This is a genomic window from Paraburkholderia sp. MPAMCS5 (genome assembly GCF_036016995.1).
Classification (GTDB): domain Bacteria; phylum Pseudomonadota; class Gammaproteobacteria; order Burkholderiales; family Burkholderiaceae; genus Paraburkholderia.
This window is the reverse complement of record NZ_JAYXBK010000007.1, coordinates 1-26668: the sequence shown is the minus strand read 5'-3', so window position 1 is coordinate 26668 and position 26668 is coordinate 1. Positions and strand designations below refer to the sequence as shown.

Sequence of the window (26668 nt, the reverse complement as noted above, 5' to 3'; positions counted from 1 at the left end):
TCTCAGTGTGAGATCGCAAGCAAATGAGACGCTCATTTTGTGGACTCGCAAGTACCATTGACTCACTCGATCTTGAACCGAACGCCTCGATGCGGGAGTGGTGCCATGACGGATTTGTCCAGCGGTAACGAGCAGGTGCGGTCTCTGGGTGCCGGGCGCGCCGAACCGGCAGACGCCGATCCGCAGGAGACCGCCGAGTGGCTGGAGGCGCTCGACGCGGTCGTCGAACACGTGGGCCGCGAGCGCGCGCAATTTCTGTTCGACAAGCTCGCGAGCCACGCGCTGTCGCTCGGCGTCGAATCGGCGCGCACCAACGTCACGCCATATCGCAACACGATTGCGTTCGCGGATCAGCCGCGCTATCCGGGCAATCTCGAAATCGAAGAGCGGCTTGCCGCGGCGCTGCGCTGGAACGCGCTCGCGATGGTCGTGCGCGCGAACCGGGCGTACGGCGAACTCGGCGGACATATCGCGAGCTACGCGTCGGCGGCGGATCTGTTCGAGGTCGGCTTCAACCATTTCTTCCGCGCGTCGGCGCCGGGCACGCAAGCGGGCGAGGGCACGGGCGATCTCGTGTATTTCCAGCCGCATTCTTCGCCTGGCGTGTATGCGCGGGCCTATCTCGAAGGCTTCCTGTCCGAAGAGAATCTGGAGCATTACCGGCGCGAAATCGGCGGTCCTGGCCTGTGCTCGTATCCGCATCCCTGGCTGATGCCGGACTTCTGGCAGTTTCCGACCGGCTCGATGGGCATCGGTCCGATCAACGCGATTTATCAAGCGCGCTTCATGCGTTACCTCGCGAATCGCGGCCTCGCGCAAACGGCCGGCCGCAAGGTGTGGGGCTTTTTCGGCGACGGCGAAATGGACGAGCCCGAATCGACCGGCGCGCTTTCGCTCGCCGCGCGCGAAAGGCTCGACAATCTCGTGTTCGTAATCAACTGCAATTTGCAGCGGCTCGACGGTCCGGTGCGCAGCAATGGCCGGATCATCGACGAACTGGAGGCGCATTTCGTCGGCGCCGGCTGGAACGTGATCAAGGTGATCTGGGGCTCGGACTGGGACGCGCTGTTTTCGCGCGACCGCAGCGGCGCGTTACTGCGGGCGTTCGCGCACACCGTCGACGGCCAGTTCCAGACTTTCTCGGCGAATGACGGCGCTTACAACCGCGAACGCTTCTTCGGCCAGAACCCGGAGCTGGCCGCGCTCGCCGCGCAATTGAGCGACGAGGACATCGACCGCCTGCGCCGCGGCGGTCACGACGTGCGCAAACTGCACGCCGCTTACGCGAAAGCGCTCGCGCATCGCGGCCAGCCGACCGTGATTCTCGCGAAGACGATGAAGGGCTTCGGCATGGGCACCGCCGGGCAGGGCCGCATGACCACGCATCAACAGAAGAAGCTCGATTTCGACGACCTCAAGGCGTTTCGCGACCGCTTCCGCCTGCCGCTCACGGACGCCGACGTCGAACAGCTGAAGTTCTACAAACCCGCGGAAGAGAGCCCGGAAATGCATTACCTGCATGCGCGCCGGGCCGCTCTCGGAGGCTATCTGCCCAGAAGGCGGAGAGTTGCATCGGAAGGGCTGATCGTCCCGCCGATGTCCTCCTGGAGCCAGTTCGCGCTGGATTCCAACGGCCGCGAGATGTCCACGACGATGGCGCTCGTGCGCATGCTGACCGCGCTGCTGAAGGACGCCCAGGTCGGCCCGCGCGTGGTGCCGATCGTCGCCGACGAGGCGCGCACCTTCGGCATGGCGAACATGTTCCGCCAGGTCGGCATCTATTCGCCGCTCGGCCAGTTGTACGAGCCCGAAGACCTCGGCTCGATGCTGTATTACCGCGAGGACACGCAAGGCCAGATTCTGGAGGAGGGCATTTCGGAGGCGGGCGCGGTGTCGTCGTGGATCGCGGCGGCCACGTCGTACAGCGTCCACGATCTGCCGATGCTGCCGTTCTACATCTACTACTCGATGTTCGGTTTTCAGCGTATTGGCGATCTGATCTGGGCGGCGGCGGACCAGCGCGCTCGCGGCTTCCTGATCGGCGCGACCTCCGGCAAGACGACGCTCGGCGGCGAGGGCTTGCAGCATCAGGACGGCACGAGCCACCTGGCGGCATCGACGATCCCGAATTGCCGCGCCTACGATCCCGCGTTCGCATATGAACTCGCGGCGATCGTCGACGAAGGAATGCGCGAGATGGTCGAAGCGCAGCGCGATGTCTTCTACTACGTCACGGTGATGAACGAGAACTACGCGCAGCCTTCCGTGCGCGGCGGCGAGCTCGCGGGCATGCGCGAGGGCATTCTGAAGGGCATTTATTCGCTGACGCCAAATGCCGAAGAAGCGGCGCGCGCGCAGATTCAACTGCTCGGCGCCGGCGCGATTCTCGGTGAAGTGATCGCCGCGCAGCGTCTGCTCAAAGACGACTGGCAGATCGAGGCGGCGGTGTGGAGCGTGACGAGCTTCACCGAATTGCAGCGCGACGGTATGGCGGCCGAGCGGCGCGCGCGCCACGGCGGGCGTTCGGAGGCCGCTTCGGAGGCGCCGTACGTCACGCGGGCGCTCGCGGCATCGCAAGGTCCGGTCGTCGCGGCCACGGATTACGTTCGCGCCGTGCCGGAGCTGATTCGCGCCTATGTGCCGCGCCGCTACGTGACGCTCGGCACCGACGGCTTCGGCCGCAGCGACACCCGTCAGGCGTTGCGCGAATTCTTCGAGGTGGACCGCAAGGCGATCGCGATGGCGGCGTTGAAAGCGCTGGCGGACGAGGGCGCCGTCGACGCGCGCGTGCTCGGCGACGCGCGTCGAAAGTATTACGGCGACGCGCCGCTCAGCGCCGCCCCGTGGCAATGCTGAAGCGCGCTTGCACGCGCGGTCTTCTGCGGACGTTACATAGGTAATGCGTCGTTACCACTTGCAGCATCTATTTCCGCGCGCATGCCCGACAATTCGTTCCATGCCTCAACGGCGGGAGCGAAACATGAAAAAGATTGCAGTGGCGTTAACGATGGTGGGCAGCTTGGGCGTCGCCGGACAAGCGTCGGCTCATGGTCATGACGGCGGCGACGTGGTCGGCGCGCTGATCGGCGGCGCGGTGTTGGGCGCGGTGGTGACATCGGTATTGAATCCCGCGCCGGTGGTGGCCTACCAGCAGCCCATGTACGCCCAGCCGGCCTATCAGCCCGCGCCCGTTTATGACGGCCCGCCGCCAGGATATTGCTACGACCGATACGAGCGCGCGTATGTGCCGTGCGGAGCGCCGCCGCAGCAATACGGCTATCCGGAGCCCGCGCCGAGATGGTAAGACGCGCAGGCGCGCCGAGGCGGCGCGCTGTCGCTACAGACAAAAAGGCCGTCGCAGTGAACGCGACGGCCTTTTCATTTGGGCGCCGCTAAGTGCTGATCAGTGCTTGTGATGCAGCCACTCGGCGTAATGCGTATCGAGCCAGCGCTCGAGCTTTTGTGGTCCCGCCTTGTGGTGGTAGCGGGACGCCGCCCAGATTGCCGCGCCGACCAGCACCATCACGGTCGGCCCGAGCAGGTAGGCCATCAACGACTCGGACATGGCAGCCTCCATGCAAAAGGTTGCGTCGTTGCTCCAGTGTAGGCGATGGACTGCAGGAAAAAAGCGCCGCGTGACGCAGCGGCGCGGTCGGGCGGCCAAGGTTTGGAGGTGCTGTTTAGTAACCTCTTATGCTAGGTTATTTATCGTTATGAAGCAGTGACTTGCTGCGTACCTGCTTGTCGTTGTGTACCAATAAATCCATGCATAGCTTCGCCGCTGAACTCACCTTTCGCTGCCGGCGCGCTTGCGCGCCGCGTCAAGCTGGGCTTCGACGAAGTCCGCCCAGCGCTGCGAGATTCGGCGCTGTTCGGCATCACCGTTCGCAAGCGCTTTCTCGGATCTGTTTTGGCGCGTTCGCACTGAAGTTTTGTCCCGTTGTGCAGAATCCGCGATCTCGCGCAGATGCGTCGATGCCGTTCGGCGGAAGTCGTGCAGCACGAAATGCTCGACTTCCAGGCCGAGCGCCTTGACCGCCTGGTTCAAGGTGCTTTTCGCAATCGGCCGGTCGTCGCCGCGCACGCTCGGGAACACGAACGTCCGGCTGGCCCGCGTGCGGTGCAGCTCGCGCAGCATCGTCACGGCCTGCTGCGACAGGAAGACGAGCTGATCCGCGTCCTTCTTCACGCGCGCGGCCGGAATGCACCACGACGCGTTGTCGAGGTTGAACTCGTCCCATGTCGATTCGACGAGATCGGATTTGCGCACCATCGTCAGCACCAGCAGATGCAGCGCGAGCTTAAGGGGCCGGCGAATGCTCGATGCTTCGATCGCATGCAGCACCGCGCCGATCTCGTCGCCGGAAAGCACGCGCGTGCGGCTCTCGAACGTGGCGAGGGAGCGCGCCGGCACGACTTCGGCGGGATTGCTGGGCGCGAGTTGCCGCGCGATCAGATACTCATAAAGGCGCTTGATGACGTTGCGCGTATGCAGCGCCATTTTCGGCGAGCCGCGGCTTTTGATTCGCTCGCAGACGGCGAGCACGTCTTCTGCGGTCACCGCCTTGATCGCCATGCCGCCGATGGCGGGCAACACGTCCTTGTCGAGCGCGCGCCGGGTTGTGCGGCGGTACTCGTCCGACTTGCCGGCCATTTCGCTCGCCATATAAAGCTCGGCGGCTTCGCGCAAAACGTCGGCCTTCGCTTCCGCGCCACGGTCGCGCCGCGCGGTGGCGACCGGCGAAACGCCTTGCGCGACCATGTCCGCGTATTTCTGCGCCTTGGCACGCGCGACCCGCAGCGAAATCATCCGGTAGTCGCCAATGGTTGCGAGCGGCTGGCGTTTGCCGTTTAGCGAGTAGCGGAAGCGCCAGATCTTGGTGCCGGTCGTCATGACTTCGATGACGAGGCCGTTACCATCGGCGACGCAGTAACGGGCCGCGCGCGGTTCAAGCGCGCGGATCCGGGATTCGGTGAGGGGAACGGCTAGGCGGGGCATGCTGGAGAGTGCAGGTACGGGGACAGCGCGAGTTTAAACGGTCTCGCCATTGTGTACCAACAAATTGCAGCGATTTAGGTCTGCCTGAACTGATCTGGCGGCTCGCTGCATGATCGCCATATTCCGACGAATGATCCAACCACTGGCTTTTTTCGGTAGCTCACGACTGCCGCGTCACTTGCCAATACAAAACCTGCTAAAAATCACTCCGAGCAGATCGTCCGAACTGAACTCGCCCGTGATCGAATTGAGCTGATCCTGCGCGAGCCGCAGTTCTTCGGCGAAAAGATCCAGCGCCTGCGAGTTCTGATCAGCGTGAGCGGCGGCCGTCGCGAGATGCTCCTGTGCTGTGCGCAATGCAATCAGATGACGCTCGCGCGCCAGGTAGACGCTCTCCGCGCCCGCTTGCCAGCCGGCGATGCGCAGCAGCTCGTCGCGCAAGAGGCTCACGCCGTCGCCCTGTTTCGCCGAGAGCCGCACTTCGCTGAGATCGAGGTCCGCGTCGAGCGCATTGGTTTCGGGCGGAAGACCGACCAGGTCCGTCTTGTTCAGCACGCGCACGACCGGCACGCCCGCGGGGAAGCGTTTCGCGATGGTCTCGTCTTCCGCGGTCATGCCGGTGCGCGCATCCAGCAGATGCAGCACCACGTCCGCGCGCTCGATCTCGCTCCACGTGCGAGCAATGCCGATCTTCTCGACTTCGTCTTCGGTGTCGCGCAAGCCGGCGGTGTCGATCACATGCAGCGGAATCCCTTCGATCTGGATGGTCTGCGCGACCTTGTCGCGCGTCGTGCCGGCAATCGGCGTGACGATGGCAAGCTCCGCGCCCGCGAGTGCATTCAACAGCGACGATTTGCCGACGTTCGGCTGTCCCGCCAGCACGACCGACAAACCCTCGCGTAGCAGCGCGCCCTGCCGCGCCTCGCTCAGCACGTGCGCAAGACGCTCGCGAATGCGGGCGAGCTTGCCGCGTGCATCGGCGGCTTCGAGAAAGTCGATCTCCTCTTCGGGGAAATCGAGCGTCGCTTCGACCAGCATGCGCAGCGTGATCACGTCCTCCACCAATGCGTGGATGTCGCGCGAAAACGCGCCGTCGAGCGAACGGCCCGCCGAGCGCGCGGCCGCCTCGGTGCTCGCCTCGATCAGATCGGCGACGGCTTCGGCTTGCGCCAGGTCCAGCTTGTCGTTGAGGAACGCGCGGCGCGTGAATTCGCCCGGCTCGGCGAGGCGCAGACCGAACGCGCGGCCGGCATCGATGCAGCGTTGCAACACCAGTTGCAGCACGACCGGACCGCCATGTCCTTGCAGTTCGAGCACGTGTTCGCCGGTATAGGAATGCGGCGCGGGAAAGTACAGCGCGATGCCGCGATCGAGCGCGTTGCCGCTGTCGTCGAGGAAGGGCACGTAGCTCGCGTGGCGCGGGGCGAGCGCCTGGCCGGCGAGCGCCTGCATCAGCGGTTGCGTGGCAGCCTCGCCCGCGCGTCCAAACGAAATTCGCACGACCCCGATGCCTCCGCGGCCGGACGCGGTGGCAATGGCGACGATCGGATCTGAATCGGTGGTCAACATGAAAGAGGCGGCAAAAAACGGGAGAGAAGGGCAGGGCGGCGCGGACGTCTTAGCGGCGCCGGGCATTGTAACGCGGGGCCACGCGCGAGCCGGCCACCGACGCTCGTCGTGGGCGTTGCACGCGCTTTGGCGTCGCGATTAAGATTGATCTTAAACAAGCTAGGATTGTTACCGCGCGTCTAGGACAAACTGAGACCTCAGAAGAGGGATGGATCGTCGGAAGCCCCACCACATAGAGAAAATTCGCAAAAATTGACATCCCGCCAAAGAGCATGTTCCCAGCGGCGTGCGAGCTAAAACTATCTCAAATAAGCAAAACATGAGCTTGATTGGTTGTCAACGGGGAGGACGCTGAATTGCACAATCTGGCCCATGCCGACCCTCAAAGAAAAAGCCGCCTTCTCCAAGAGACTGAAGGAAAGTCTGGAGCCGTTGAAAATTCGCGGCGGGACCAAACTCGCCGAACAGTTCAATCTTCGCTATCGCGGCGATCGTCCGGTTACGCCGCAAACCGCGCACAAGTGGCTCACGGGCACGACAATCCCCAAGCCCGACAAGTTGCGCACGCTGGCTGAGTGGTTGAACGTCAAGGAGCATTGGCTCCACTATGGACCTTCGCCCGGCACGAGCGCCAGACCCATGGCGCGCGGCGAGAAATATCCGCCTTCGCAGGAAACCATCGAGCTTGCTTCGAAGATTGCGTCGCTGACGCCGAAAGATCGCTTTCTCGTCGAAGAGATGATCGGGCGCTTCTACGGCGAGGACGCTGAAGAAGAATAACGCCAGCTTCGGCAAGCAAACCGAGTTCATAAAAAAGCCGCCCGGTTCATTGCACCGGGCGGCTTTTTTTGCGGCTGAAGCCGAAGCTGAAGCGCCGTTTGTGTGGCGCGCTTAGCGCGCCACTTGCGCCTTCACCAACATCAGGCCGGCTTCGTCTTCGATTGACCCATCATGCGCGTGATGTAGTACTGCTGTGCGATCGACAGCACGTTGTTCACCACGTAGTACAGCACCAGACCGGCCGGGAAGAAGAAGAACATGACCGAGAATGCGATCGGCATGAACATCATCATCTTGGCCTGAACCGGGTCCGGCGGAGTCGGGTTGAGCCTCGTCTGCAGGAACATCGAGACGGCCATCAGCACCGGCAGGATGAAGAACGGGTCTTGTTGCGACAGATCGTGAATCCAGAGAATCCACGGCGCGCCGCGCATTTCCACCGACGACAGCAGCACCCAGTACAGCGAAATGAACACCGGAATCTGGATCACGACCGGCAGACAGCCGCCGAACGGATTCACCTTCTCGGTCTTGTAAAGCTCCATGAGCGCGGAATTCATCTTTTGCGGATCGCCCTTGAAGCGTTCGCGCAGCGCCTGCATGCGCGGCGTGATCGCCTTCATGCGCGCCATCGACTTGTAGCTCGCGGCCGACAGCGGGAAGAACACCGCCTTGATCAGCAGCGTGAGCAGCACGATCGACCAGCCCCAGTTGCCGACATAGCTGTGAATCTTTTCGAGCAACCAGAAGAGCGGCTTCGCGATGATCGTCACCCAGCCGTAGTCCTTCACCAGTTCCAGACCCGGCGCGATGCCTTCGAGCATGCGCTCTTCTTCCGGGCCGGCGAAAAGACGCGCGGACACGTCGACCGTCTGGCCCGGCGCCAGCGTCGCGACTGCCTGCTTCACGCCGACGCGATACAGCGCCGGATCGATCTTCTCGACATAGATGTCGCGCTTCGCACCTTGCTGCGGAATCCAGGCCGACGCGAAGTAATGCTGCACCATCGCAATCCAGCCGTTATCCGCCTGTTTGGCGAAATCTTCCTTGTTCTTGTCGATGTCGCCGAACGTCATCTTCTGGAAGTGATGCTGGTCGGTGTAGACCGCCGGCCCAATGAACGTGTGCGAGAAGCGCGGAGTTTCCACCGGCTGGTCGTCGCGCACCAGTTCCATGTAAACCGACGGGCTCACCGGCGTGCTGCCGACGTTCTGGATCTTCGTATCGACGCCGATCACATAGCTGCCGCGCGTGAACGTGTAGGTCTTGATGACCTTCACGCCGCCCTTCTCAGGTGACTCGAAGCTGAGCTGGAACGACTTGGCGTCGCCCGTCAGATCGTGCGGCTGATTCGGCAGCGGCGTGTAGATGTCGTTGTGATTCGGGAAATCGCCGCCGAGCAAGCCTGTGCGCGCCAGATACGTGTGATTGGCGGTGCGGTCGAACAGCGTGATGACCAGATCCGGCTGCTTGCCGTCGCCTTGCTTGACGAGCGACAGCTTCGACAGCGTGCCGCCGCGAGTGTCGATCTCGCCGCTATAGACGTCGGTGCTGAACTTGATCAGTTGCGATTGGGCGGCCGCCGGCGTGTTGGCCGGTGCTGCTGCGTTGGTGGCCGGCAAATCGGCGGGCTGGGTTCCCGGCGTCGTGGTTCCCGGTGCGGCGCTACCGACGGTTTTAGTCGGCGTGGCGCTCGGGAAAAACATCGACGGGCGTCCGTGGTCGCGTTGCCAGTTGTCGAACAGCATGACCGCTGACATGAAAAAGATGACCCATAGGACGGTGCGTTTGATATCCATGCGTTGTCTCAGTGTCGATGGAACGGCGCGTCAGCGCTTTTCAGAAGTGGGAGGCGGGACAAGATCGATGCCGCCCGCGGAAAACGGGTGGCAGCGGCAAATACGCCTGGCGGCGAGATAAGTCCCGCGCGCGGCGCCATGATACTGGATTGCTTCGCGCGCGTAATCAGAGCAGGAAGGGTAAAAACGGCACCGGCTGCCGAGCATGGGGCTCACGGCGAGCTTGTAAAAGCGCAATAAAGCGATGAGTACCGTTTGCATGGCTGGTGCGGCCGGACGGCGCCGCGCAACGTGGAGTACCGGACGACGCCCGCCGGCCGGGGCTGCCGGCGATGCACCGGCGGCCTGAACGGGAAAGCGGGCGGTCACTTGAGCGTCATTCCGTTGCAGGCGCTTCCGCGGGCGGCGCCTGACGACGGGCAATTTCGCGCGCTGCCTTGTCGAGCAGCGCCTCGATTTCACTGCGGCACAGCGACTTCAACGGCGGCGACGAGGCGCTCGGCAAAGCTTTCCTGTCAAAGCGCGTGTGCAAACGCAGCAGCACATCCCAACCGCCGAATTCCGCGCGCCGCAGCCGGAAGGCTTCACGCGCGATTCGACGTACCAGATTACGCGTGGCCGCGCGCGGCGCATACTTCTTGCCGATCACGAGACCGAGGCGAGCGTCATTGCCGGTGGGCCGCCCGTACACGACGAAGTGCGCAGTGCGGCGCCATGGGCGCAAACGAAAAACGGATGAAAATTCATCCGTTTTCAGTAGCCTTGCGGCTTTTGGGAAGGCGGCTTGCGCTCGCAACGGTACGGAGCCCTGCTGCGGCGCCTCTGCCGGTCCCGCTTCGCCGCGGGCGTCACCTGGCACAGTCTGGCCTGGCACAGACAGAGCGCGCAATCCGCTCGCCTGCCTTAGATCGCGAGGCGCTTGCGGCCCTTCGCGCGACGTGCGTTGATGACCTTGCGGCCGCCAGCGGTCTTCATGCGAACGCGGAAGCCGTGGGTGCGCTTGCGACGGGTAACGGAAGGTTGGTAAGTACGTTTCATGTTGCTCTCACTTGATCGAAAAAAAACCGCGCGATCATCGCTGAAAGCGCAATGGCCGGAGGTTCGCTGAATTGGTTTTCGCGGAACCCGCTATTTAAACCGGTTTTTCGTTGACCGTCAATACTTTAGCCGATGCCGCCGGCGCGTGCGATCCGCTTCGCGGGATGATCCGTCCCTGTGGATAACTCACTTTCGCCTTCGATTTGGCGTTAGAATCTCGCCTTACTTCCCAAAAATGATGCACGCCGCTCCGGCTCGCTTGCCCCGCAAACCCTTGTGGCACAGGCGCCTGGGGCTGTTACGCCTGGCTGCTTCGGGCCTTGTTGCGTGCGCGCGACGGGGGCAGCGGCGAACGCCGTGCACACCATAACGACAGCACCTTGATGAACGAATTCTGGCAACACTGTTCCGCATTGCTGGAGCGTGAACTCACGCCCCAGCAGTATGTGACGTGGATCAAACCGTTGGCCCCGGTCGCCTTCGACGCCGCTGCGAACACGCTCAGCATTGCCGCGCCGAACCGCTTCAAGCTCGACTGGGTCAAGAGCCAGTTCTCCGGCCGCATCGCCGATATGGCCCGCGATTTCTGGAATGCGCCGGTCGACGTGCAATTCGTCCTGGACCCGAAAGCCGGCATGCGCGCGCCCGCGGCGACTCCGGCTCCGGCGCGCGCGGGTTCGTCGTCTGCGGCTGTCGGCGGCAATTCGGGCGGCGGCGCGGCGGTGGACGCCGCCGTTGGCGCGGTGCAGGCGGCGCACGCCGCGCGCGCGAATCCGTCGAACGCGGCGCTCGGAGCGCAAAACGCCAGCGCCCGCACGGCGGCGGCCGAAGACGCAGCCGACCTCGATTTGCCGAGCCTCGACGCGAACGAGGCCGCGGCGGCGCGCCGCTCATGGCGTCCGGGCCAGGGCGCGGGCGCGAACGGCAGCGGCGACAACGACTCGATGTACGAGCGCTCCAAGCTGAACCCGGTGCTGACTTTCGACAACTTCGTGACGGGTAAGGCGAACCAGCTCGCACGCGCTGCCGCGATCCAGGTCGCGGACAATCCCGGCATCTCGTACAACCCGCTCTTTCTGTATGGCGGCGTGGGTCTCGGCAAGACTCACCTGATCCACGCAATCGGCAACCAGTTGCTGATGGACAAGGCCGGCGCGCGGATTCGCTACATCCACGCGGAACAGTACGTGTCCGACGTGGTGAAGGCCTATCAGCGCAAGGCGTTCGACGACTTCAAGCGCTACTACCACTCGCTCGATCTGCTGCTGATCGACGATATTCAGTTCTTTTCCGGCAAGTCGCGTACGCAGGAGGAATTCTTCTACGCGTTCGAGGCGCTGGTCGCGAACAAGGCGCAGGTGATCATCACCAGCGACACCTATCCGAAGGAAATTTCGGGTATCGACGACCGCCTGATCTCGCGCTTCGACTCCGGTCTGACGGTCGCGATCGAGCCGCCCGAGCTGGAAATGCGCGTCGCGATCCTGATGCGCAAGGCGCAGTCGGAGTTCGTGAGCCTGAATGAAGACGTCGCGTTTTTCGTCGCCAAGCATTTGCGCTCCAACGTGCGCGAGCTGGAAGGCGCGCTGCGCAAGATCCTCGCGTACTCGAAGTTTCATGGCCGCGAAATCACCATCGAACTGACGAAAGAAGCGCTGAAAGATCTGCTGACGGTGCAGAACCGGCAGATTTCGGTGGAAAACATCCAGAAGACCGTGGCTGATTTCTACAGCATCAAGGTCGCGGACATGTATTCGAAGAAACGTCCGGCGAACATCGCGCGGCCGCGGCAGATCGCGATGTATCTGGCCAAGGAACTCACGCAGAAAAGCCTGCCGGAAATCGGCGAGCTGTTCGGCGGGCGCGACCACACCACGGTGCTGCACGCGGTGCGCAAGATTGCCGACGAGCGCAGCAAGGACGCGCAACTGAACCACGAATTGCACGTGCTGGAGCAGACGCTGAAAGGCTGAGCGGCGCGGACGGGAAAATCGACCTGTTTATTTTCAAACTCGCCCCCATTTTAGTGAGGCGGTTCCGTTTTCAGGCACAATACAGGTTTAACCGCCCGGCGGCCGCGGGCGGATTTCACGCCGTGACGGGCGCTGCGTGGCGCCGGCGGGGAGCTGCGGCTGCGTGCCGGAAATGCTGTCCAGGCGCGCAGGCCGTTATATCAACGAAGGAACTCTATGCAACTGGTCAAGACCGAACGCGATAACCTCCTCAGGCCGCTGCAAACCGTGAGCGGCATCGTCGAACGCCGCCATACGTTGCCGATCCTCGCCAATTTGCTGATTACCAAGAACGGCCCGGACGTGTCGTTCCTGTCGACCGACCTCGAGTTGCAGATCACCACGCGCGCCGATTTCGGCGTGGGCGGCGATTCGGTGGCGACCACGGTGGCAGCGAGAAAGCTCCTCGACATTCTGCGCGCCATGCCCGACGGCCAGGTCACGCTTACGCTGAACGACAAGCGTCTGACGGTGCAATCCGGCAAGAGCCGTTTCGCGCTGCAAACGCTCGCCGCCGACGAATTCCCGACGGTCGCGCAAGCTAAAGACTACGGCGCGAGCCTCGTGGTTCCCCAAAAGACGTTCCGCCAGTTGCTCGGCATGGTCCATTTTTCGATGGCCCAGCAGGACATCCGCTACTACCTGAACGGCATGCTGCTGGTCGTAGACGGCGACCAGCTGATGGCAGTCGCAACAGACGGTCACCGTCTGGCATTTTCGTCGATGAAAATCGAGGGCTCGTTTGCGCGCCAGGAAGTCATCATTCCGCGCAAGACGATCCTGGAACTGCAACGTCTTCTGGAAGATATCGACGACACGCTGAAGATCGACATCGCGCAAACGCAGGTGAAGTTCACCTTCGGTCAGGTCGAACTGGTGTCCAAGCTGGTGGAAGGCAAGTTCCCCGACTTCCAGCGCGTGATTCCGAAGTCGCACAAGAATCAGTTCGTGATTGGCCGTGAAGAACTGCAGCGTTCGCTGCAACGCGCCGCGATTCTGACGTCGGACAAGTTCAAGGGCGTGCGCTGCATCATCGAGCCGGGCCAGTTGAAGATCATGTCCACCAACGCCGATCAGGAAGAGGCGCAGGAAGAACTGGAAATCGCGTACGACGGCGACAGCGTCGATATCGGGTTCAACGTCACGTATCTGCTCGACGTGCTCGCGAACCTGAAGGTCGACATGCTGCAAGTGAGCCTCGGCGACGCCAGTTCCAGCGCGCTGATCACGATTCCCGAGAACGACGAATTCAAATACGTGGTGATGCCGATGCGCATCTGACGCGTCCAATACCAGGAACACACCAAGGGGCGCAGCGCCCCTTTGGCGTTTTTATGGCGTTTTGAAAAGTCCCGAGCAGCAACCCAGCAGTAATGCAGAACCGGAAAAAATCCATGACTGAAACGAACAATACGCAACCCGACAACAGCTACGGCGCTTCGTCCATTCAGATCCTTGAAGGTCTGGAGGCGGTGCGCAAGCGGCCGGGGATGTACATCGGGGATACATCGGATGGCACCGGTTTGCATCACCTCGTGTTCGAAGTGCTCGACAACTCGATCGACGAAGCGTTGGCCGGGTACTGCAACGACATCCAGGTGATCATTCACGCGGACAACTCCATCTCGATCACCGACAACGGCCGCGGCGTGCCGACCGGCCTGAAGATGGACGACAAGCACGAGCCGAAGCGCAGCGCCGCCGAAATCGTGATGACCGAGCTGCATGCCGGCGGCAAGTTCGACCAGAACAGCTACAAGGTGTCGGGCGGCCTGCACGGCGTGGGCGTGTCGTGCGTGAACGCGCTGTCGGCGTGGCTGCGCCTCACGGTGCGCCGCGACGGCAAGAAGCACTTCATGGAATTTCACCGTGGCGTGCCGCAGAACCGCGTGATCGAAGAAATCGACGGCGTGGCGGTGTCGCCTATTCCGGTGGTGGGCGAGACCGAAAATCGCGGCACCGAAGTGCATTTCATGGCCGACGAAACGATCTTCGGCAATGTCGAATACCACTACGACATTCTGGCCAAGCGGATTCGCGAACTGTCGTTCCTGAATAACGGCGTGCGCATCCGGTTGTGCGACCAGCGCTCGGGCAAGGAAGACGATTTCGCGTTTGTCGGCGGCGTGAAGGGTTTTGTCGAGTACATCAACAAGACCAAGAGCGTGCTGCACCCGACCATTTTCCACGTGAGCGGCGAGAAAGACGGCGTGGGCGTGGAAGTGGCCATGCAGTGGAACGACAGCTACAACGAAAACGTGCTGTGCTTCACGAACAACATTCCGCAGCGCGACGGCGGCACCCACCTGACCGGCTTGCGCGCGGCCATGACGCGCGTGTTGAACAAGTACATTGCCGATCACGAAGTCGCCAAGAAGGCGAAGGTCGAGACGTCCGGCGACGACATGCGCGAAGGGCTGTCGTGCGTGCTGTCGGTGAAGGTGCCCGAACCGAAGTTCAGCGCGCAGACGAAGGACAAGCTGGTGTCGTCGGAAGTGCGCGCGCCGGTGGAAGACGTGGTCGCCAAGGCGCTCGAAGAGTTCCTGCTGGAAACGCCGAACGACGCGAAGATTATTTGCAGCAAGATCGTCGATGCCGCGCGCGCGCGCGACGCGGCTCGCAAGGCGCGTGAAATGACGCGTCGCAAGGGCGTGCTGGACGGCGTCGGTCTGCCTGGAAAACTCGCGGACTGCCAGGAGAAAGATCCGGCGAAGTCGGAGATTTATATCGTCGAGGGCGACTCGGCAGGCGGGTCGGCAAAGCAGGGCCGCGACCGGAAGTTCCAGGCGATCTTGCCGCTGCGCGGCAAGGTGCTCAACGTGGAGAAAGCGCGCTACGACAAGCTGCTTTCTTCGGAGCAGATCGTGACGCTGATTACGGCGCTTGGCTGCGGCATCGGCAAGGAAGACTACAACCTCGACAAGCTGCGCTATCACCGCATCATCATCATGACCGATGCTGACGTGGACGGCGCGCACATTCGCACGCTGCTGCTGACGTTCTTCTATCGGCAGATGCCGGAGATGATCGAGCGCGGATATATCTACATCGCGCAGCCGCCGCTGTACAAGATCAAGGCGGGTAAGGACGAGCGGTATCTGAAGGATGAAACCGAGGTTAATGCTCACATTCTGAAGCTCGCGCTGCAGGGATCGGAGTTGTTGCCTTCCGAGAATGCCACTGCGATTACCGGCGATGCGTTGGGTGAACTGGCTCGCGCTTACTTGCTCGCGCAAGCGGTGGTCAATCGGTTGAGCCGGTTGTATGACGCCGGCGCGCTCGAGGCTGTGATGGATGGCGTGACGATCGATCTCTCCAGCGAGGCGGCGGCTGAGGCATCGGCTCAGGCATTGCAAGCAAAGCTGCGCGATGATGCCTTGAAGCCCGAAGTGACTGTGACCACGATGTACGACCCGGTGCGCGAACTGCGCTCGCTGAAGGTTGCCCGGACGCATCACGGGAATCAGAAAATCTCCGTGCTCGACGAAGAATTTCAGCTCACGGCTGATTTCCAGCAGTTGGTGAATACGGCCAATACGTTCAAGGGTTTGATCCAGGCGGGTGCTGTGATTAAACGTGGTGAGCGCAGTATGGCTGTGACCGACTTCAAGTCGGCGATGAAGTGGTTGTTGGCCGACGCCGAACGCAACGTTTCCAAGCAACGCTATAAGGGGCTCGGCGAGATGAATCCCGAGCAGCTTTGGGAAACGACGATGGACCCGGCGGTGCGTCGCTTGCTTCGGGTGCAGATCGAGGATGCTATTGCGGCTGATGGCATCTTTACTACGCTGATGGGTGATGACGTGGAGCCGCGTCGCGCGTTTATTGAATCGAATGCGTTGAGGGCTGGGAATATTGATGTTTGAGGCTGTCGTATGCCATCGAAAGTGAAAACTGTGCCAGCTAACTGAAAAATTGCTGCCACAGATAGTGGAAAGATCCGACAGGATCGGATCATGGAAACGCCCGGCTTTGTCCGGGCGTTTTTTTTGACAGATGGCAATGTTCCGTAGCGGTACCGAATTGGTGCGACTCGGTTATGTTTCGCGAGACTGCAGAAAACGGAATGTTGAGACAGCGAAGTCAGGAAGGTAGTAAGTCACGGTATTAACCGTGGAGCTTTGTTCGCAGCACAGGAGCGGAGCACGGCCGACCCACATGACACTGGCTCCCGACACGCGACCCTATTCGAGCCCAATTTCGTCAAATAATCAGTGATAGTCTCTCGTCGCCGTCTCGCATGACACGACGATGAGGACGAGGAGAGAAAAATGATCGAGAGATTTTCGGGGGAGGCTGGAAAACGGCTGCGTACGGAGGCTTTCCTTAATCAGAAGCTCGTCGGCGGCGACAATGCGCTGGCGACGGAGCTGGCCGATATGGCAGAACTGATTGAGGTCAAGGCCGGCCAGTCCATCATTGAGCAGGACGCCACCGACAACGACCTGTATTTCATCATCGCCGGCACGTTCGATATCACAGTGAACGCAACCCGTGTACAGCAGCGCGGGCCAGGCGATTCAGTTGGGGAAATGGCGGCCGTCGAACCAATCCAGCGACGCTCCGCAACGGTGAGTGCGACCGGGGACGCACTTGTCGCCAAGATCACCGAAGCGCAGCTTTCGGATCTTGGATCGCGTTACCCGGATATGTGGCGGCGTATGGCGAAAGCGTTATCGAAGCGGCTGATGGAACGAAACCTCCTCGTCGGTGCTAAGCGCGAAAAAATCAGGGTTTTCGTGATTTCGAGCGCGGAGGCCATCCCGGTTGCGCGGCTGCTGCAGGATCAATTCGCCCGCGATCCGTTTCTGACCGTGCCGTGGAACCAAGGCGTTTTCAAGATTGCCTCGTACACGCTCGATGACATTGAAAAAGAGTTGGACCAGTGCGATTTCGCGGTGGCAATCGCACACGGTGATGACAGCACCACCAGCCGGGGCACGGAATGGCCGGCCCCCCGCGACAACGTCATCTTCGAGCTCGGCCTGTTTATGGGCAGACTGGGCCGGAAACGAGCCATTTTGATGGAGCCGCGCGGGGAGGGCGTAAAGCTGCCGAGCGACATGGCAGGGATCACCACCATCCCCTATGTCTACGATCCCAAAGCCGATACCGAAGCGAAGTTCGGTCCCGCCTGCAACGCCCTTCGCAATCACATTCTTAGCTTCGGCGCGATCGCATAAAAACATGACGCTACAAGCAGACCTCGAAGCAGAAATTAGCAAAATCGTTCGTTCAACGTGGACGACTCGAAACGGCAACGTGGTTCCGAGCGACAATTCCGTGACTCTCGGCAACGACGGCGTCGAGATCGAGGCCACCGTACTATATGCGGATTTGGCTGATTCAACCGATATGGTGAACTACTACACGCCACAGTTTGCAGCGGAGGTCTATAAGACCTTCCTGCATTGCTGCGCGAAAATAATCCGGTCCGAAGGAGGCGAAATCACCGCCTATGACGGTGACCGCATCATGGCGGTCTACATCGGCGATTCAAAGAACACCAACGCGGTTCGGACCTCGATGAAAATCGCTTGGGCCGCGCGCAACATCGTCCAAAGTGCCTTTAACGGCTTCTACACAAAGACGGCATTCGAGCTAAAACATGTCTGCGGCATCGATACGAGCAAGCTGTTTGTTGCTAAGACCGGCGTGCGGGGGGCGAATGATCTGGTCTGGGTCGGCCGTGCCGCCAACTATGCCGCCAAGCTGTCGGCCATGCCGTCCAGCCATTCCAAGTACATCACTGAGGCCATTTACAGCAACATGAACGATTCCATGAAGTTCAGCAACGGGACAAACATGTGGGAGGCTTGCGGCGATCTGAAGGGCACGAATATCTATCGCTCCACCTGGTGGTGGCAAACGTTGGGGTAATGCGACATGAGCTGACTAGTCAGCGCAGGGCGGTTCAGTTTCAATAGTGCACGGCTGTACGGTACTCCACCAACGCCTTTGTCGTTTCTTACATCAAGTGAGGGATTCCATGCGTTGCATTTTTTGCAAGGCAGATTCTTCTGATTCCCAGAGCGTAGAACACATCATTCCCGAAAGCCTGTGGAATACGGAACAAATTCTTCCAAGACGCGTGGTTTGCGACAAGTGTAACAATTACTTCGCGCGAAACGTGGAGAAACCTCTTCTGGACTCGCCAGCGCTTACGCATTTGCGGTTCCACGAAGCTGTACCCAACAAGCGCGGACGAATTCCGGAAATTGATGGCCTAATTCTGCCGGGGCACGTAGTTCGCATGCGCCGTCATGTAGAAGGGCCATTCGTCGCATCCGTTGCCCTTCCTCCGCAGGCCTTTGACGAAATCTTGAGTGGGAAAAGCAGCACATTGGTGCTGCCGGCCGAGACAGAACCTCCCGCGGCCCAAATCGTGTCTCGATTTCTGGCGAAAGTCGCAATAGAAGCACTAGCGCAGCGGCTCCTGAATTTTCCAGGCGGTCTGGACTATGTGATCGATGAGGTTTGTTTCGATCCAATCAGGAAATTAGCACGGGTTGGACAACCAAAGGCGTGGCCGCACCATTCGCGAAGAATTTACGACATCAACCACCGCTGGAACGATGAACGCGGCGATAACGTTCAAGTGGTGCATGAATACGATTTTCTTTACACGGAGCTAGGCGAGTTGTATTTCGTATTAGCGTTATACGGACTGGAACTCGCCATCAACATTGGAGGCCCCGATGTTGATGGATACCGCGCATGGCTAGCGAAAAGTGATGGTGCGAGCCCTTTGTATTCGGGCAAAAACGCTCCGCCGTCCGGCGAGTGAGGCACGGATGCCATTGTCGATACTCGTTCTACAGAGTGTGTATGGGACGGTGGCCGCTATGAATCGACAATGGCGCGCAATCGTCTGAATTTGCTTGGAAATCGCGGTACGTGCTTGCAGGCTCCAGAAGCCCGTTATATGAATATTCGTCTACATTCGGAAGATACCGTTCTTGGTACACCGCTTCTTGTGCGAAGCCGAAATATCTGAAAAGACGTTCAAACCTCGGCGCTGCTAATGCGGATACCGATAGCAGCGGCTGCTCCGTCTCGAGCAAGTGGAACGCCGTTTGAAAGAGACGCACCCCCAGTCCCTTGCTTTCGAAGTTCCGGCGGACGCGAAGCGTGCACAGCTTCTTTTCAATGGCCGTATGTTTCACGATTAGAAGTCCGACCGTACCAGCGTCAAGTCTCCGCTCGAGCAGCAACGTCCGCTCTCCCTGGCGTATCCCTGGGATGACCTTTGTCGCAAACCAGTTATCGAAATGCGGGTAATTCAGCCGCAAGAATTCGACATCTTCGGATGCGAGCCTCAGGACTTCGTCCAGTAGCCAAGGACTCTGTTCGAGGGAAGCCTTCGTAAGCAGATAGTTCATCCACCCCCCCTTTTCTTTGCCGGCTCCTTGATGCCGCTAGCAGTTGCCCGTGAGCCCGCTATGCGAACGGACGTCTGCGTCTCATCCACACCCGTCGTTACCGCATGCTCGTTACCGTGTGCTGTCAGCAAACCGCACACGTCCTTGACGCCGTCCCAGAGCATGTTTCCCATCGCGCCGACGATCAACGCGACCGCCATAAACTTCCCGATTCCGAACTCCACAATTTTAAATCTTGCGAGAGTTCCGAATTCCTCAACGGGCTCGGATCCTGCCGCCTTCCAATGATAACCCAAGCTACTTTGCACACGCTTGAGGCTGGTTTCGCGGGACAGCTTTGTACCGAATATTAGATACTGTGCCCAAAAATCTTCGTCCTCAAGAGACCGGGAAGCCTTAAACAGCTTGTCCTGAAAGACGATGTCCTTATCACGTGACCGCATCAGAAAAAGGTGTACCTTTGAGAATTCGAGAAAGCGTCCGATCTGGCTTTCAAGACGCGGAGGTGCGCCGCGCCTGACGTTCAGGCGGAAATCGATGTCTTCCGTTCTTTGCCAGGAGGGTTGCCACCAATCGTTTGTTCGCTCGCCGGCACCAACGCAGTAATACTGTTTCTTAAACTCGAGTAATCTGAAGCGGACATACACACGTTCGATTTCTCGCCCCGCCGACTGCGCCACGGCATTTGCCCGTGCCACCAGCTCTGATACGGAAATTGATAGCGCTTCATGTCCCGCATGCCGGGTTTCCGTGATCGCCCCATTGATGCTGACCACGGCGAAACTCCTGCCCACGTTAGTGGGGTCGTAGACCACCGAGTCTGAACCCTGTGACCCGACGTGTACGATCGCCCAGCTTTCGTTGAAGATCGCGGGAATCGCCTGGACGTATGCCAGAGTTGGGGACAGGTCAACGATTGATGCGGCAGGAAGCTTCTGCGGAAAAACTAGCTCGATGGAGTCCGCTGGTTCACCCAGATCCAGCATCAGGCCGATATCCAGAAAGGAATCTGGATTTTTTGAACGCCGGTCCGGGTCACGCTCCCAAATATTCAGGTGAAGCTCAGGCAATGTGGAAGCGGACTGACTATGTGCTGCTACCGGACTGGACGGCGGCTGGCCGCCGCGCGCAAAACAAAGCAGGCCGTAGGTAGAAGGTGTGTTACTGGTTGCCATTGGCTTCAGATGTAGCAGAATGACTGCGGCGGAATGTTGGACTGCAGATACTTGGACAGGGGTTGAGGTCGGGCGAAGCGAATCGGCTCAGAAACCTTGATCGCGAAACCTTTCACCCGGTCTTTGAAATACGCGTCGAACATCTCCTTTGTGACACCCGCCCGAGCCTCGGTCTTAGTCCAAAGTTTGCTAGGCGTATCTTGGTAAATTCCGTCAATCTTGAAGTGACCTATGACCCGCGAAACGGGAGACGTCGCGTAGACAACAACCTGGCTCACTTCCTCTTTGAAAATTACCCGTCGGAACTCAAACCCTTTCTCGCCGGCGAAGATTGCGTTTGCATATTCAGGATGAATAGACAAGAGAACTCGCTTTTTCATAGTCACCGGAAAGCTGGAGGATTTGTTTAAGTTGCGGTGTTGAAATCTGGAAGAAGCCCCAGTAAATACTGGGATTGATCCCGACCTGTTCAACCAGCGCCTTGCGATTCGGGCGTCGGTGAAACGCAAGATTGTATGTGAACCGGATGACCCAAGGGTAACGTCTGCTCTGATAGAAGCTGCGCAGCTCTGATTCGGAGAAGATGCTGTACGGGGCGCAGTAGGCTAAGAACCGTTCGACGGTGGCAAAGTTATTGACATTCGTCAACTCTTCGACGACGCACAGCGAAGTAGCGACCGAGGTGTAGTACGCGGGCCCACCATCCGCAGTCCTATAAATCAGCAAAGTGTCACCTCGCGTTAGCTGCTCGATGCCACCCATCGCCGCCAAGTAAATCTTATGGATGCTGTTCGTGTGAGAAATGTCCTGCAGAATTGAAGAGCTTTCGGTTCTCAACAGGGAATCAGGAAGCAGTCGGGAATGCCATTGCGGGTACAGCGACAGGACGAAATGGCGACCCGCACCCACAGGTATGCGCGGATAGTCCAGCACCACATCGTTGAACACACGATCAAGGCGACGCTCAAGAACCAGTTCCCGTCCGTTGCCCGTCTGTTTGATCGCCTGCTGCACAAACCCGTAGCGATAAAACAGCTCGACGAGTGCCGTGTGTTTCGCGAAGATCGTCACATAAAGGGCGTCGACGCCTTCATGAACAGCAACATCGAACGCCCTCTTGATGAACCGCTCTCCGAGCCGTGTACCGTGCGGATTAACTTTAAATGTGCCGATCTTTAACCTGCGCGAGGATGGCAGCGGTGGATTGCTATCGAGAACCGGCCCGTCTTCGGGCTTGAGATACAAGAAACCGTCGAGTAGCCCCGCCGCGTTCCGGAAGGTATAGGCCTGATGTCCACCCTTTTTCAGAAACCAATCACCAAATTCACCGTAATCGGATTTCAAAGAGTTGAAAAAGGGATCGCTAAGCGAAATGTTTTTGAATTTTTCAAATCCAAGAAGCATATCTTGCATGTCGCGTCCTAGGGCGGTAGTTTTTCTGATTATGTTCGCGATCGACGCAGCGTCAGACGGACGAGATATCCACGGTGACCCCGAACATCTGTTATCTATCTGCCATCCAAGTGGGCGAAACGGCTCGATCGGGACGGCGTATCTTCGTGTTTGAGATTCTAGTACACATACAGCGATCGTTGAGACTCGCAACCGCACCGAGGTACGCCTGCAGCCGGTACACCTTGTGATTCGTCATCGGAGCATTGTCTTGTCGAATGGCCCCTGTCGGATTGAGAGATCTCGTTCGTCAAGGCAGATCCCGTTACGATCGAAAAATCTTGCGGTGGTTTAACCACAATCCACCACTGAGTCAGTCCGTGAATCCGTAACCGCCGGACGAACTAACTCCCTGAACTCAGGCCCATTTTTCACTTTTGGTGGCAACCAAAAACAGTATTTTGGCAAAAACTCGTTTTTTATCAGCCACTTAGCGCGAATATGGGTCTTGACATCTGCGGCGTGCAATTCATACTCTCAAAGCTGGTTAACCTAGCATGAGAAGCCATGAGCCCGTTCGCCCACTACCTCCATGAGTTGAGGTTGAAACACGTTATCCGCCAGACTGAACTAGCGGAAATGCTGGGCTATGAGCAGAGCTATATCTCAGCGCTGGAGATCGGGACAAAGGGGCCACCAACGCCAGAGTTCCTGGCCAAGCTCGCGCGAGCATTCGAAATGGACGACGCAGAGCGACGGGAATTGGAGCAGATCGCTGAGGCTTCGCAGCGCAAGCTTGCGCTCGATACCGAGAGTCCCCAAGGGCTGTATTGGATGCTTTATGAGCTGCGGCAGCAAGTCGACAAGCTGCATCCGGCACAGGTTCAGATGATCCGCGACATTCTCAAGCTCAAGGGCTCGCTCATGCATCCTGAACCCGAGCCGTTGCGTCGAATCAAGCGCCGCCGTAGAGAGGAGGCCACCATGTAAAACGGGACAAACCTTGCGGCCTGTCCCGTGGGGGTAGGCATCTGACGACACCTACGGTTGGTCGCCTTCAGTATCGTCACCTGCCCCCACGGCGTCAAGTCCGTTTCCCTCGGCTGTGATCTAGCCCGGCGGTTTTATCACCCGGCGTGGGCGTACTTACGCCTGAACACAGAGATATTCATCGATTTGTACGCCGCCTCTGCTGCTGGCCGAGGCAAGGCGGGGGAGGGCTCATGCCTGAATTCCATTGGAGCGGCACTTGGCGCGGGCGGCGGCCCGCCAGTGACCCGCATACCCGAGCACGCAGGGTCATTAGCCCATCGGGCGGAATCATGCGCGGCAAGTTTCCCAGCCGCAAGAATGGCAGGATGGTGCACCACGAGGGTCTATTGGAGCTCGATGCCATCTACTTATTCGAGGCATCACCTCGGATTGCAAGTTACCGGGAACAGCCTCGGACGATTCTATTTCCTGATGGTCCCCGGTTGCGCAGGTATACGCCGGATTTCGAGCTGACTCTTTCCAGTGGTGGGCTCGTGCTCGTCGAGGTGAAGCCACTCGCGCAACGCTCTCGTCGATTGCACAACGATTACAATTAACGGCCATGAACTGGCGCTCGGCTCAGGTTGACGAATGTCCCATCACGAGTCGATAAAGAACGTTCGTCATGCGGGTAGTGCTCCCCTTCGCTTATTCGAGGCGAATCGTCCACTAGCAGCCCATCGCGTAAGCTCTGAAAGAGTTGCACATCTTTCCCACAAGGACTAGGCGTAACCGGATCCGCTGCGAAGGGCGAGCTTGAGCGCCACAAATTTTAAATCACGAGGTGAATAAGTCTTTATTTTGCTTTCGTCATAAAACGACACCCCAGCGGAACCGAGATATCCGAAACCGTCGGCCGATTTCACGTATTCTTTCGATGCAAGTGGCGGCAGCCACTTTTTTATACGAGCCTCATACGCAAGCAGCCAGTTTTCACCATATAGTTCGCTTGCCGACATTTTATTTTTCCAGTCCTCAATATTGGCTGAAACTGGAAGGAGTTTGTTTTTTCGTGCCTGTAAGGCGAGCAATGCGATAACTGGGTTATTAAACTTGCAAACAATTCTTGAGGCGCGTGGTGATATTTTAATTCCAAACAAAAGATGCGCCCACAAGACCCAAGCGACCTCGCTTGTATGCCCTCTTGGCGCATGAGTTGATATCAAATCAATTAATAGCTCTTCGAGCGACGGAAAGTTAATGCCGTAGCCATTATTTTTGTAAACCAAAAGCAAGTCCAAGACTGTCGGCAACACTGCTGGCTCGGCCATCGCCCATTGAAAAAGGAGTTCCTGATACAGTTTCCAGCTTGTCGCTGCAATCTGTGTTCCGCTTGTTTTTGTGACTGCATAGCGGATTACAGACTCTTGTGGAAATTGCTTCCACATTTCGATACTCAAATTAAAAAAATCGAAAAGATCCGTTCTCTGTCGGGCAGCCGAATTATGGCTAGCAATGTCGAAAACTCGGAGCTGTCGCAGCCATGAACTCTCCAAGGGAGCTGGCAGCTCTTCAATCTTGGTCTTAACCTCGTTCGCGTTTAGCTCGAAACGTCCAAGGATTTCCTGAAAATTAGAAAGAGCGGAGTCTGCTTCAGTCGAGGTCCGAAAACAAAATTCATAATCGTCCAGATATCTGAAATATCGGTTTCCAACGTGCTTCTTGATGAGTGCATCCATGCTGGATAATAGCAACTCCGCCACCAAAAAAGATGTGTCAGGTCCTATCGGAATGCCTTTAGTCTGCTTCGATTGCGAGTTTTGTATTAGGCGATCGAATTGATTTGCCAGCAAATCATGATATCCCGTATTCGCCTGCGCCTTCTCCTTTGTATGCATGGCCCATGCAATTGAGTGTGTATAGATCGAAGGATAAAATGATTTTATATCTACCGATAAGCTATACCGCATGCCAGAACGAATGGTTGATCGCTCGGATGCTATATCCTTAAAACTCCGACTCCACTCAAAAGCCCTCCCGGACAAAAACGGCAGCCCCCTTTTGGGCCTGCTTAAGGCTTGAGTCGACTTTTTGTAATGACGGTCAAGAGTCGACCATTTGGAGTCCATTAGGCTCGCCAGTTGATAAAAATTAATCAGATTGGGGATCGCGAGAACGCGCCTCAAGGATCCAGCTCTGGCAAGATTATATGTCGTGGGTCGCGAAACATAATTTGGAGTCTTGTCTTTCGGCACCAGATATGGGGTGCCCGTCGGCGGGGGGGAAGTCAGGAATTTTGCGTATTCGGTGCTCTGAAATGGTGGGGGTAGCTCTGCAGGAAAATAGCCGTTGCTCAGCAAGTGACGCATAGATTTGTTCTCTCTTTAACTCCGCAAGACACGAACAATTCACGTATTCGCAGTGGTCTTCTCGGCGCAATCCGTTCGTGTATCTCGGTAATGGAGTGCATGATATCCGAGTATCCTTGCTAGGCCGCTTAGATTTCGGTAGCGGACACGTCGATCCAAACTTCGGTGGCCGCTAAGGGTCGTTGGTCAGTTACAACATGTCGACAAAACGCTCTATATGCAAATCGCATGAGACAGTAGTCGGCGAGAACCGTGGTTGATTGGCTCGGTTGCTATGCGTCGCGCAGACGGACTACGGCCCGCTCCGGACGCCGGCATGCTGGTCAAAGACGATCCTCCCTCTCTTTGAGCGACTCCGGATCTTGACCTTTCCAACAGCGTCAACGAATCGAGTTGGGATTGGAATCCCACATGCTTTGGATCAATCAAACATGTTTCGGCTCGTCCGTCGAGTAGGTCTAGCCTACTTACACGACGCCGCCGGTGGAGCATCGGGCCGCGTGGGTCTCTGAAATCAATGGGCCGCAACGGAGAGTCCCGTCAAAGGGGGATCCATGGCCTGCGTTCGGAATTTTTCATATTCTGTGGCACGAACAGCGGTTCTTTTCACTTATCCTGTCACCGTCTGTCCGAGGCGTGTCATCGTTAGTGAAAAAGTCGAGCAAATTCAATGGCTCTCTTTTCACTTTCTGTGGCACCCGACAGAGGCATGTTGTAGATAGCTGCATAACCTGAGAAAAAAGGCCCATAAGTTTCGCAACTTATGGGCCTTTTTCTTAACAGCCAAGACGTCCAGGTCATTCCATTGATCCCAATAGCTTCGCCCACTCCCCAAAGCCCCCAACTTATCCACACCCGCCTCTGAACAACCGCTGTAAAACCACGCTGACACCTTGTGAGCGAAACCTTGATAAATGCCTCACCTGAAGAGACACCCCAAAAGTTCTCCCTGGCTCCGAGTTTCTGTTCACGTTTACCGCGCAGACTTATCGATTCCGCAACCTGTTGATCCATAAACAAGGTTCGTACTTATCCACAAGCGAGCGCCATGCTTGTTAAGGAAGATCTGCAAAAGTCCTGACATTACGTTGCTGCCGAGCTATCCTGGAAACAGAGCGGATTTGGTGAGGGGCAACATGATGACGCAGCTTGGTCTTGGTCTGGATTTGTCGACGAAGCGG

At 58.6% G+C, this 26668-nt stretch carries 23 protein-coding genes; 10 read left to right on the top strand and 13 right to left on the bottom strand.

Annotated elements, in window-relative coordinates; translation table 11 throughout:
* The first annotated feature begins 105 nt into the window (after positions 1-105).
* Both mdeB and VOM14_RS17405 read left to right on the top strand, forming a co-directional pair.
* A complete protein-coding gene (mdeB, locus tag VOM14_RS17410; RefSeq protein ID WP_327629972.1) occupies positions 106-2856 on the top strand; it encodes an alpha-ketoglutarate dehydrogenase in 2751 nt (916 codons plus the stop codon).
* Between the two features lie 124 nt (positions 2857-2980).
* Positions 2981-3304 carry an ecotin precursor gene (locus VOM14_RS17405; protein ID WP_327629971.1) on the top strand — a complete coding sequence of 108 codons (324 nt, stop codon included), beginning with the start codon at positions 2981-2983 and terminating at the stop codon, positions 3302-3304.
* A 99-nt stretch (positions 3305-3403) separates the two neighbouring features.
* Here VOM14_RS17405 and VOM14_RS17400 read toward each other — a convergent pair whose 3' ends face one another.
* From VOM14_RS17400 to mnmE, 3 genes are all read right to left on the bottom strand, one after another.
* Positions 3404-3565: a hypothetical protein gene (locus tag VOM14_RS17400; RefSeq protein WP_327629970.1), complete on the bottom strand. Its 162-nt coding sequence runs from the start codon at positions 3563-3565 to the stop codon at positions 3404-3406.
* A 222-nt stretch (positions 3566-3787) separates the two neighbouring features.
* The gene (locus tag VOM14_RS17395; protein WP_327629969.1) at positions 3788-4999 is read right to left on the bottom strand and encodes a tyrosine-type recombinase/integrase; all 1212 of its coding nucleotides are present in this window, start codon (positions 4997-4999) and stop codon (positions 3788-3790) included.
* A 174-nt stretch (positions 5000-5173) separates the two neighbouring features.
* The gene (mnmE, locus tag VOM14_RS17390) at positions 5174-6568 is read right to left on the bottom strand and encodes a tRNA uridine-5-carboxymethylaminomethyl(34) synthesis GTPase MnmE (RefSeq protein WP_327629968.1); all 1395 of its coding nucleotides are present in this window, start codon (positions 6566-6568) and stop codon (positions 5174-5176) included.
* A gap of 372 nt (positions 6569-6940) precedes the next feature.
* Here mnmE and VOM14_RS17385 point away from each other — a divergent pair, with 372 nt between their 5' ends.
* Positions 6941-7348 (top strand): XRE family transcriptional regulator, encoded by a 408-nt coding sequence (locus tag VOM14_RS17385; RefSeq protein WP_327629967.1) that lies wholly within the window; start codon positions 6941-6943, stop codon positions 7346-7348.
* Positions 7349-7488: 140 nt separating this feature from the next.
* Here VOM14_RS17385 and yidC read toward each other — a convergent pair whose 3' ends face one another.
* The 4 genes from yidC to rpmH form a co-directional block, all read right to left on the bottom strand.
* Complete coding sequence (yidC, locus tag VOM14_RS17380) at positions 7489-9147, bottom strand: membrane protein insertase YidC (RefSeq protein ID WP_327629966.1); 1659 nt, start codon at positions 9145-9147, stop codon at positions 7489-7491.
* Positions 9148-9177: 30 nt separating this feature from the next.
* On the bottom strand, positions 9178-9408 hold the full coding sequence (yidD, locus tag VOM14_RS17375; RefSeq protein WP_327629965.1) for a membrane protein insertion efficiency factor YidD: 231 nt from the start codon (positions 9406-9408) through the stop codon (positions 9178-9180).
* 115 nt (positions 9409-9523) lie between these two features.
* Positions 9524-10036 carry a ribonuclease P protein component gene (locus VOM14_RS17370; RefSeq protein WP_442955556.1) on the bottom strand — a complete coding sequence of 171 codons (513 nt, stop codon included), beginning with the start codon at positions 10034-10036 and terminating at the stop codon, positions 9524-9526.
* 14 nt (positions 10037-10050) lie between these two features.
* On the bottom strand, positions 10051-10185 hold the full coding sequence (gene rpmH / locus VOM14_RS17365; protein WP_004198824.1) for a 50S ribosomal protein L34: 135 nt from the start codon (positions 10183-10185) through the stop codon (positions 10051-10053).
* Positions 10186-10568: 383 nt separating this feature from the next.
* Between rpmH and dnaA the strand changes: the two genes are divergently transcribed.
* From dnaA to VOM14_RS17335, 6 genes are all read left to right on the top strand, one after another.
* Positions 10569-12158 (top strand): chromosomal replication initiator protein DnaA, encoded by a 1590-nt coding sequence (gene dnaA, locus VOM14_RS17360; protein ID WP_327629963.1) that lies wholly within the window; start codon positions 10569-10571, stop codon positions 12156-12158.
* A gap of 216 nt (positions 12159-12374) precedes the next feature.
* A complete protein-coding gene (dnaN, locus tag VOM14_RS17355; protein ID WP_102634371.1) occupies positions 12375-13478 on the top strand; it encodes a DNA polymerase III subunit beta in 1104 nt (367 codons plus the stop codon).
* Between the two features lie 113 nt (positions 13479-13591).
* Positions 13592-16063: a DNA topoisomerase (ATP-hydrolyzing) subunit B gene (gyrB, locus tag VOM14_RS17350; RefSeq protein ID WP_327629962.1), complete on the top strand. Its 2472-nt coding sequence runs from the start codon at positions 13592-13594 to the stop codon at positions 16061-16063.
* Between the two features lie 405 nt (positions 16064-16468).
* A complete protein-coding gene (gene pycTIR / locus VOM14_RS17345; RefSeq protein WP_327629961.1) occupies positions 16469-17380 on the top strand; it encodes a Pycsar phage resistance system effector protein PycTIR in 912 nt (303 codons plus the stop codon).
* 4 nt (positions 17381-17384) lie between these two features.
* A complete protein-coding gene (locus VOM14_RS17340) occupies positions 17385-18077 on the top strand; it encodes an adenylate/guanylate cyclase domain-containing protein (protein ID WP_327629960.1) in 693 nt (230 codons plus the stop codon).
* A gap of 109 nt (positions 18078-18186) precedes the next feature.
* Positions 18187-18984 (top strand): HNH endonuclease, encoded by a 798-nt coding sequence (locus VOM14_RS17335; RefSeq protein WP_327629959.1) that lies wholly within the window; start codon positions 18187-18189, stop codon positions 18982-18984.
* 28 nt (positions 18985-19012) lie between these two features.
* Here VOM14_RS17335 and VOM14_RS17330 read toward each other — a convergent pair whose 3' ends face one another.
* Genes VOM14_RS17330 through VOM14_RS17315 form a run of 4 tightly spaced genes read right to left on the bottom strand, consistent with a single transcriptional unit; the run spans position 19013 to position 22167 of the window.
* Positions 19013-19579: a hypothetical protein gene (locus VOM14_RS17330; RefSeq protein ID WP_327629958.1), complete on the bottom strand. Its 567-nt coding sequence runs from the start codon at positions 19577-19579 to the stop codon at positions 19013-19015.
* Positions 19576-20754: a hypothetical protein gene (locus VOM14_RS17325; RefSeq protein ID WP_327629957.1), complete on the bottom strand. Its 1179-nt coding sequence runs from the start codon at positions 20752-20754 to the stop codon at positions 19576-19578. The genes VOM14_RS17330 and VOM14_RS17325 overlap by 4 nt, the downstream gene beginning before the upstream one ends.
* A gap of 5 nt (positions 20755-20759) precedes the next feature.
* On the bottom strand, positions 20760-21116 hold the full coding sequence (locus VOM14_RS17320; RefSeq protein ID WP_327629956.1) for an ASCH domain-containing protein: 357 nt from the start codon (positions 21114-21116) through the stop codon (positions 20760-20762).
* Complete coding sequence (locus tag VOM14_RS17315; protein WP_327629955.1) at positions 21100-22167, bottom strand: N-acetyltransferase; 1068 nt, start codon at positions 22165-22167, stop codon at positions 21100-21102. Before VOM14_RS17315 ends, VOM14_RS17320 begins: the two co-directional genes overlap by 17 nt.
* Positions 22168-22713: 546 nt before the next feature.
* Between VOM14_RS17315 and VOM14_RS17310 the strand changes: the two genes are divergently transcribed.
* Positions 22714-23136, top strand: coding sequence for a helix-turn-helix domain-containing protein (locus tag VOM14_RS17310; protein WP_327629954.1), 423 nt, complete (start codon positions 22714-22716; stop codon positions 23134-23136).
* A 764-nt stretch (positions 23137-23900) separates the two neighbouring features.
* On the opposite strand, the gene VOM14_RS17305 is transcribed toward VOM14_RS17310, so the two are convergent.
* Both VOM14_RS17305 and VOM14_RS17300 read right to left on the bottom strand, forming a co-directional pair.
* Complete coding sequence (locus VOM14_RS17305) at positions 23901-25487, bottom strand: RNA-directed DNA polymerase (RefSeq protein ID WP_327629953.1); 1587 nt, start codon at positions 25485-25487, stop codon at positions 23901-23903.
* Positions 25488-26132: 645 nt separating this feature from the next.
* Positions 26133-26501, bottom strand: coding sequence for a hypothetical protein (locus VOM14_RS17300; protein ID WP_327629952.1), 369 nt, complete (start codon positions 26499-26501; stop codon positions 26133-26135).
* Between the last annotated feature and the right edge of the window lie 167 nt (positions 26502-26668).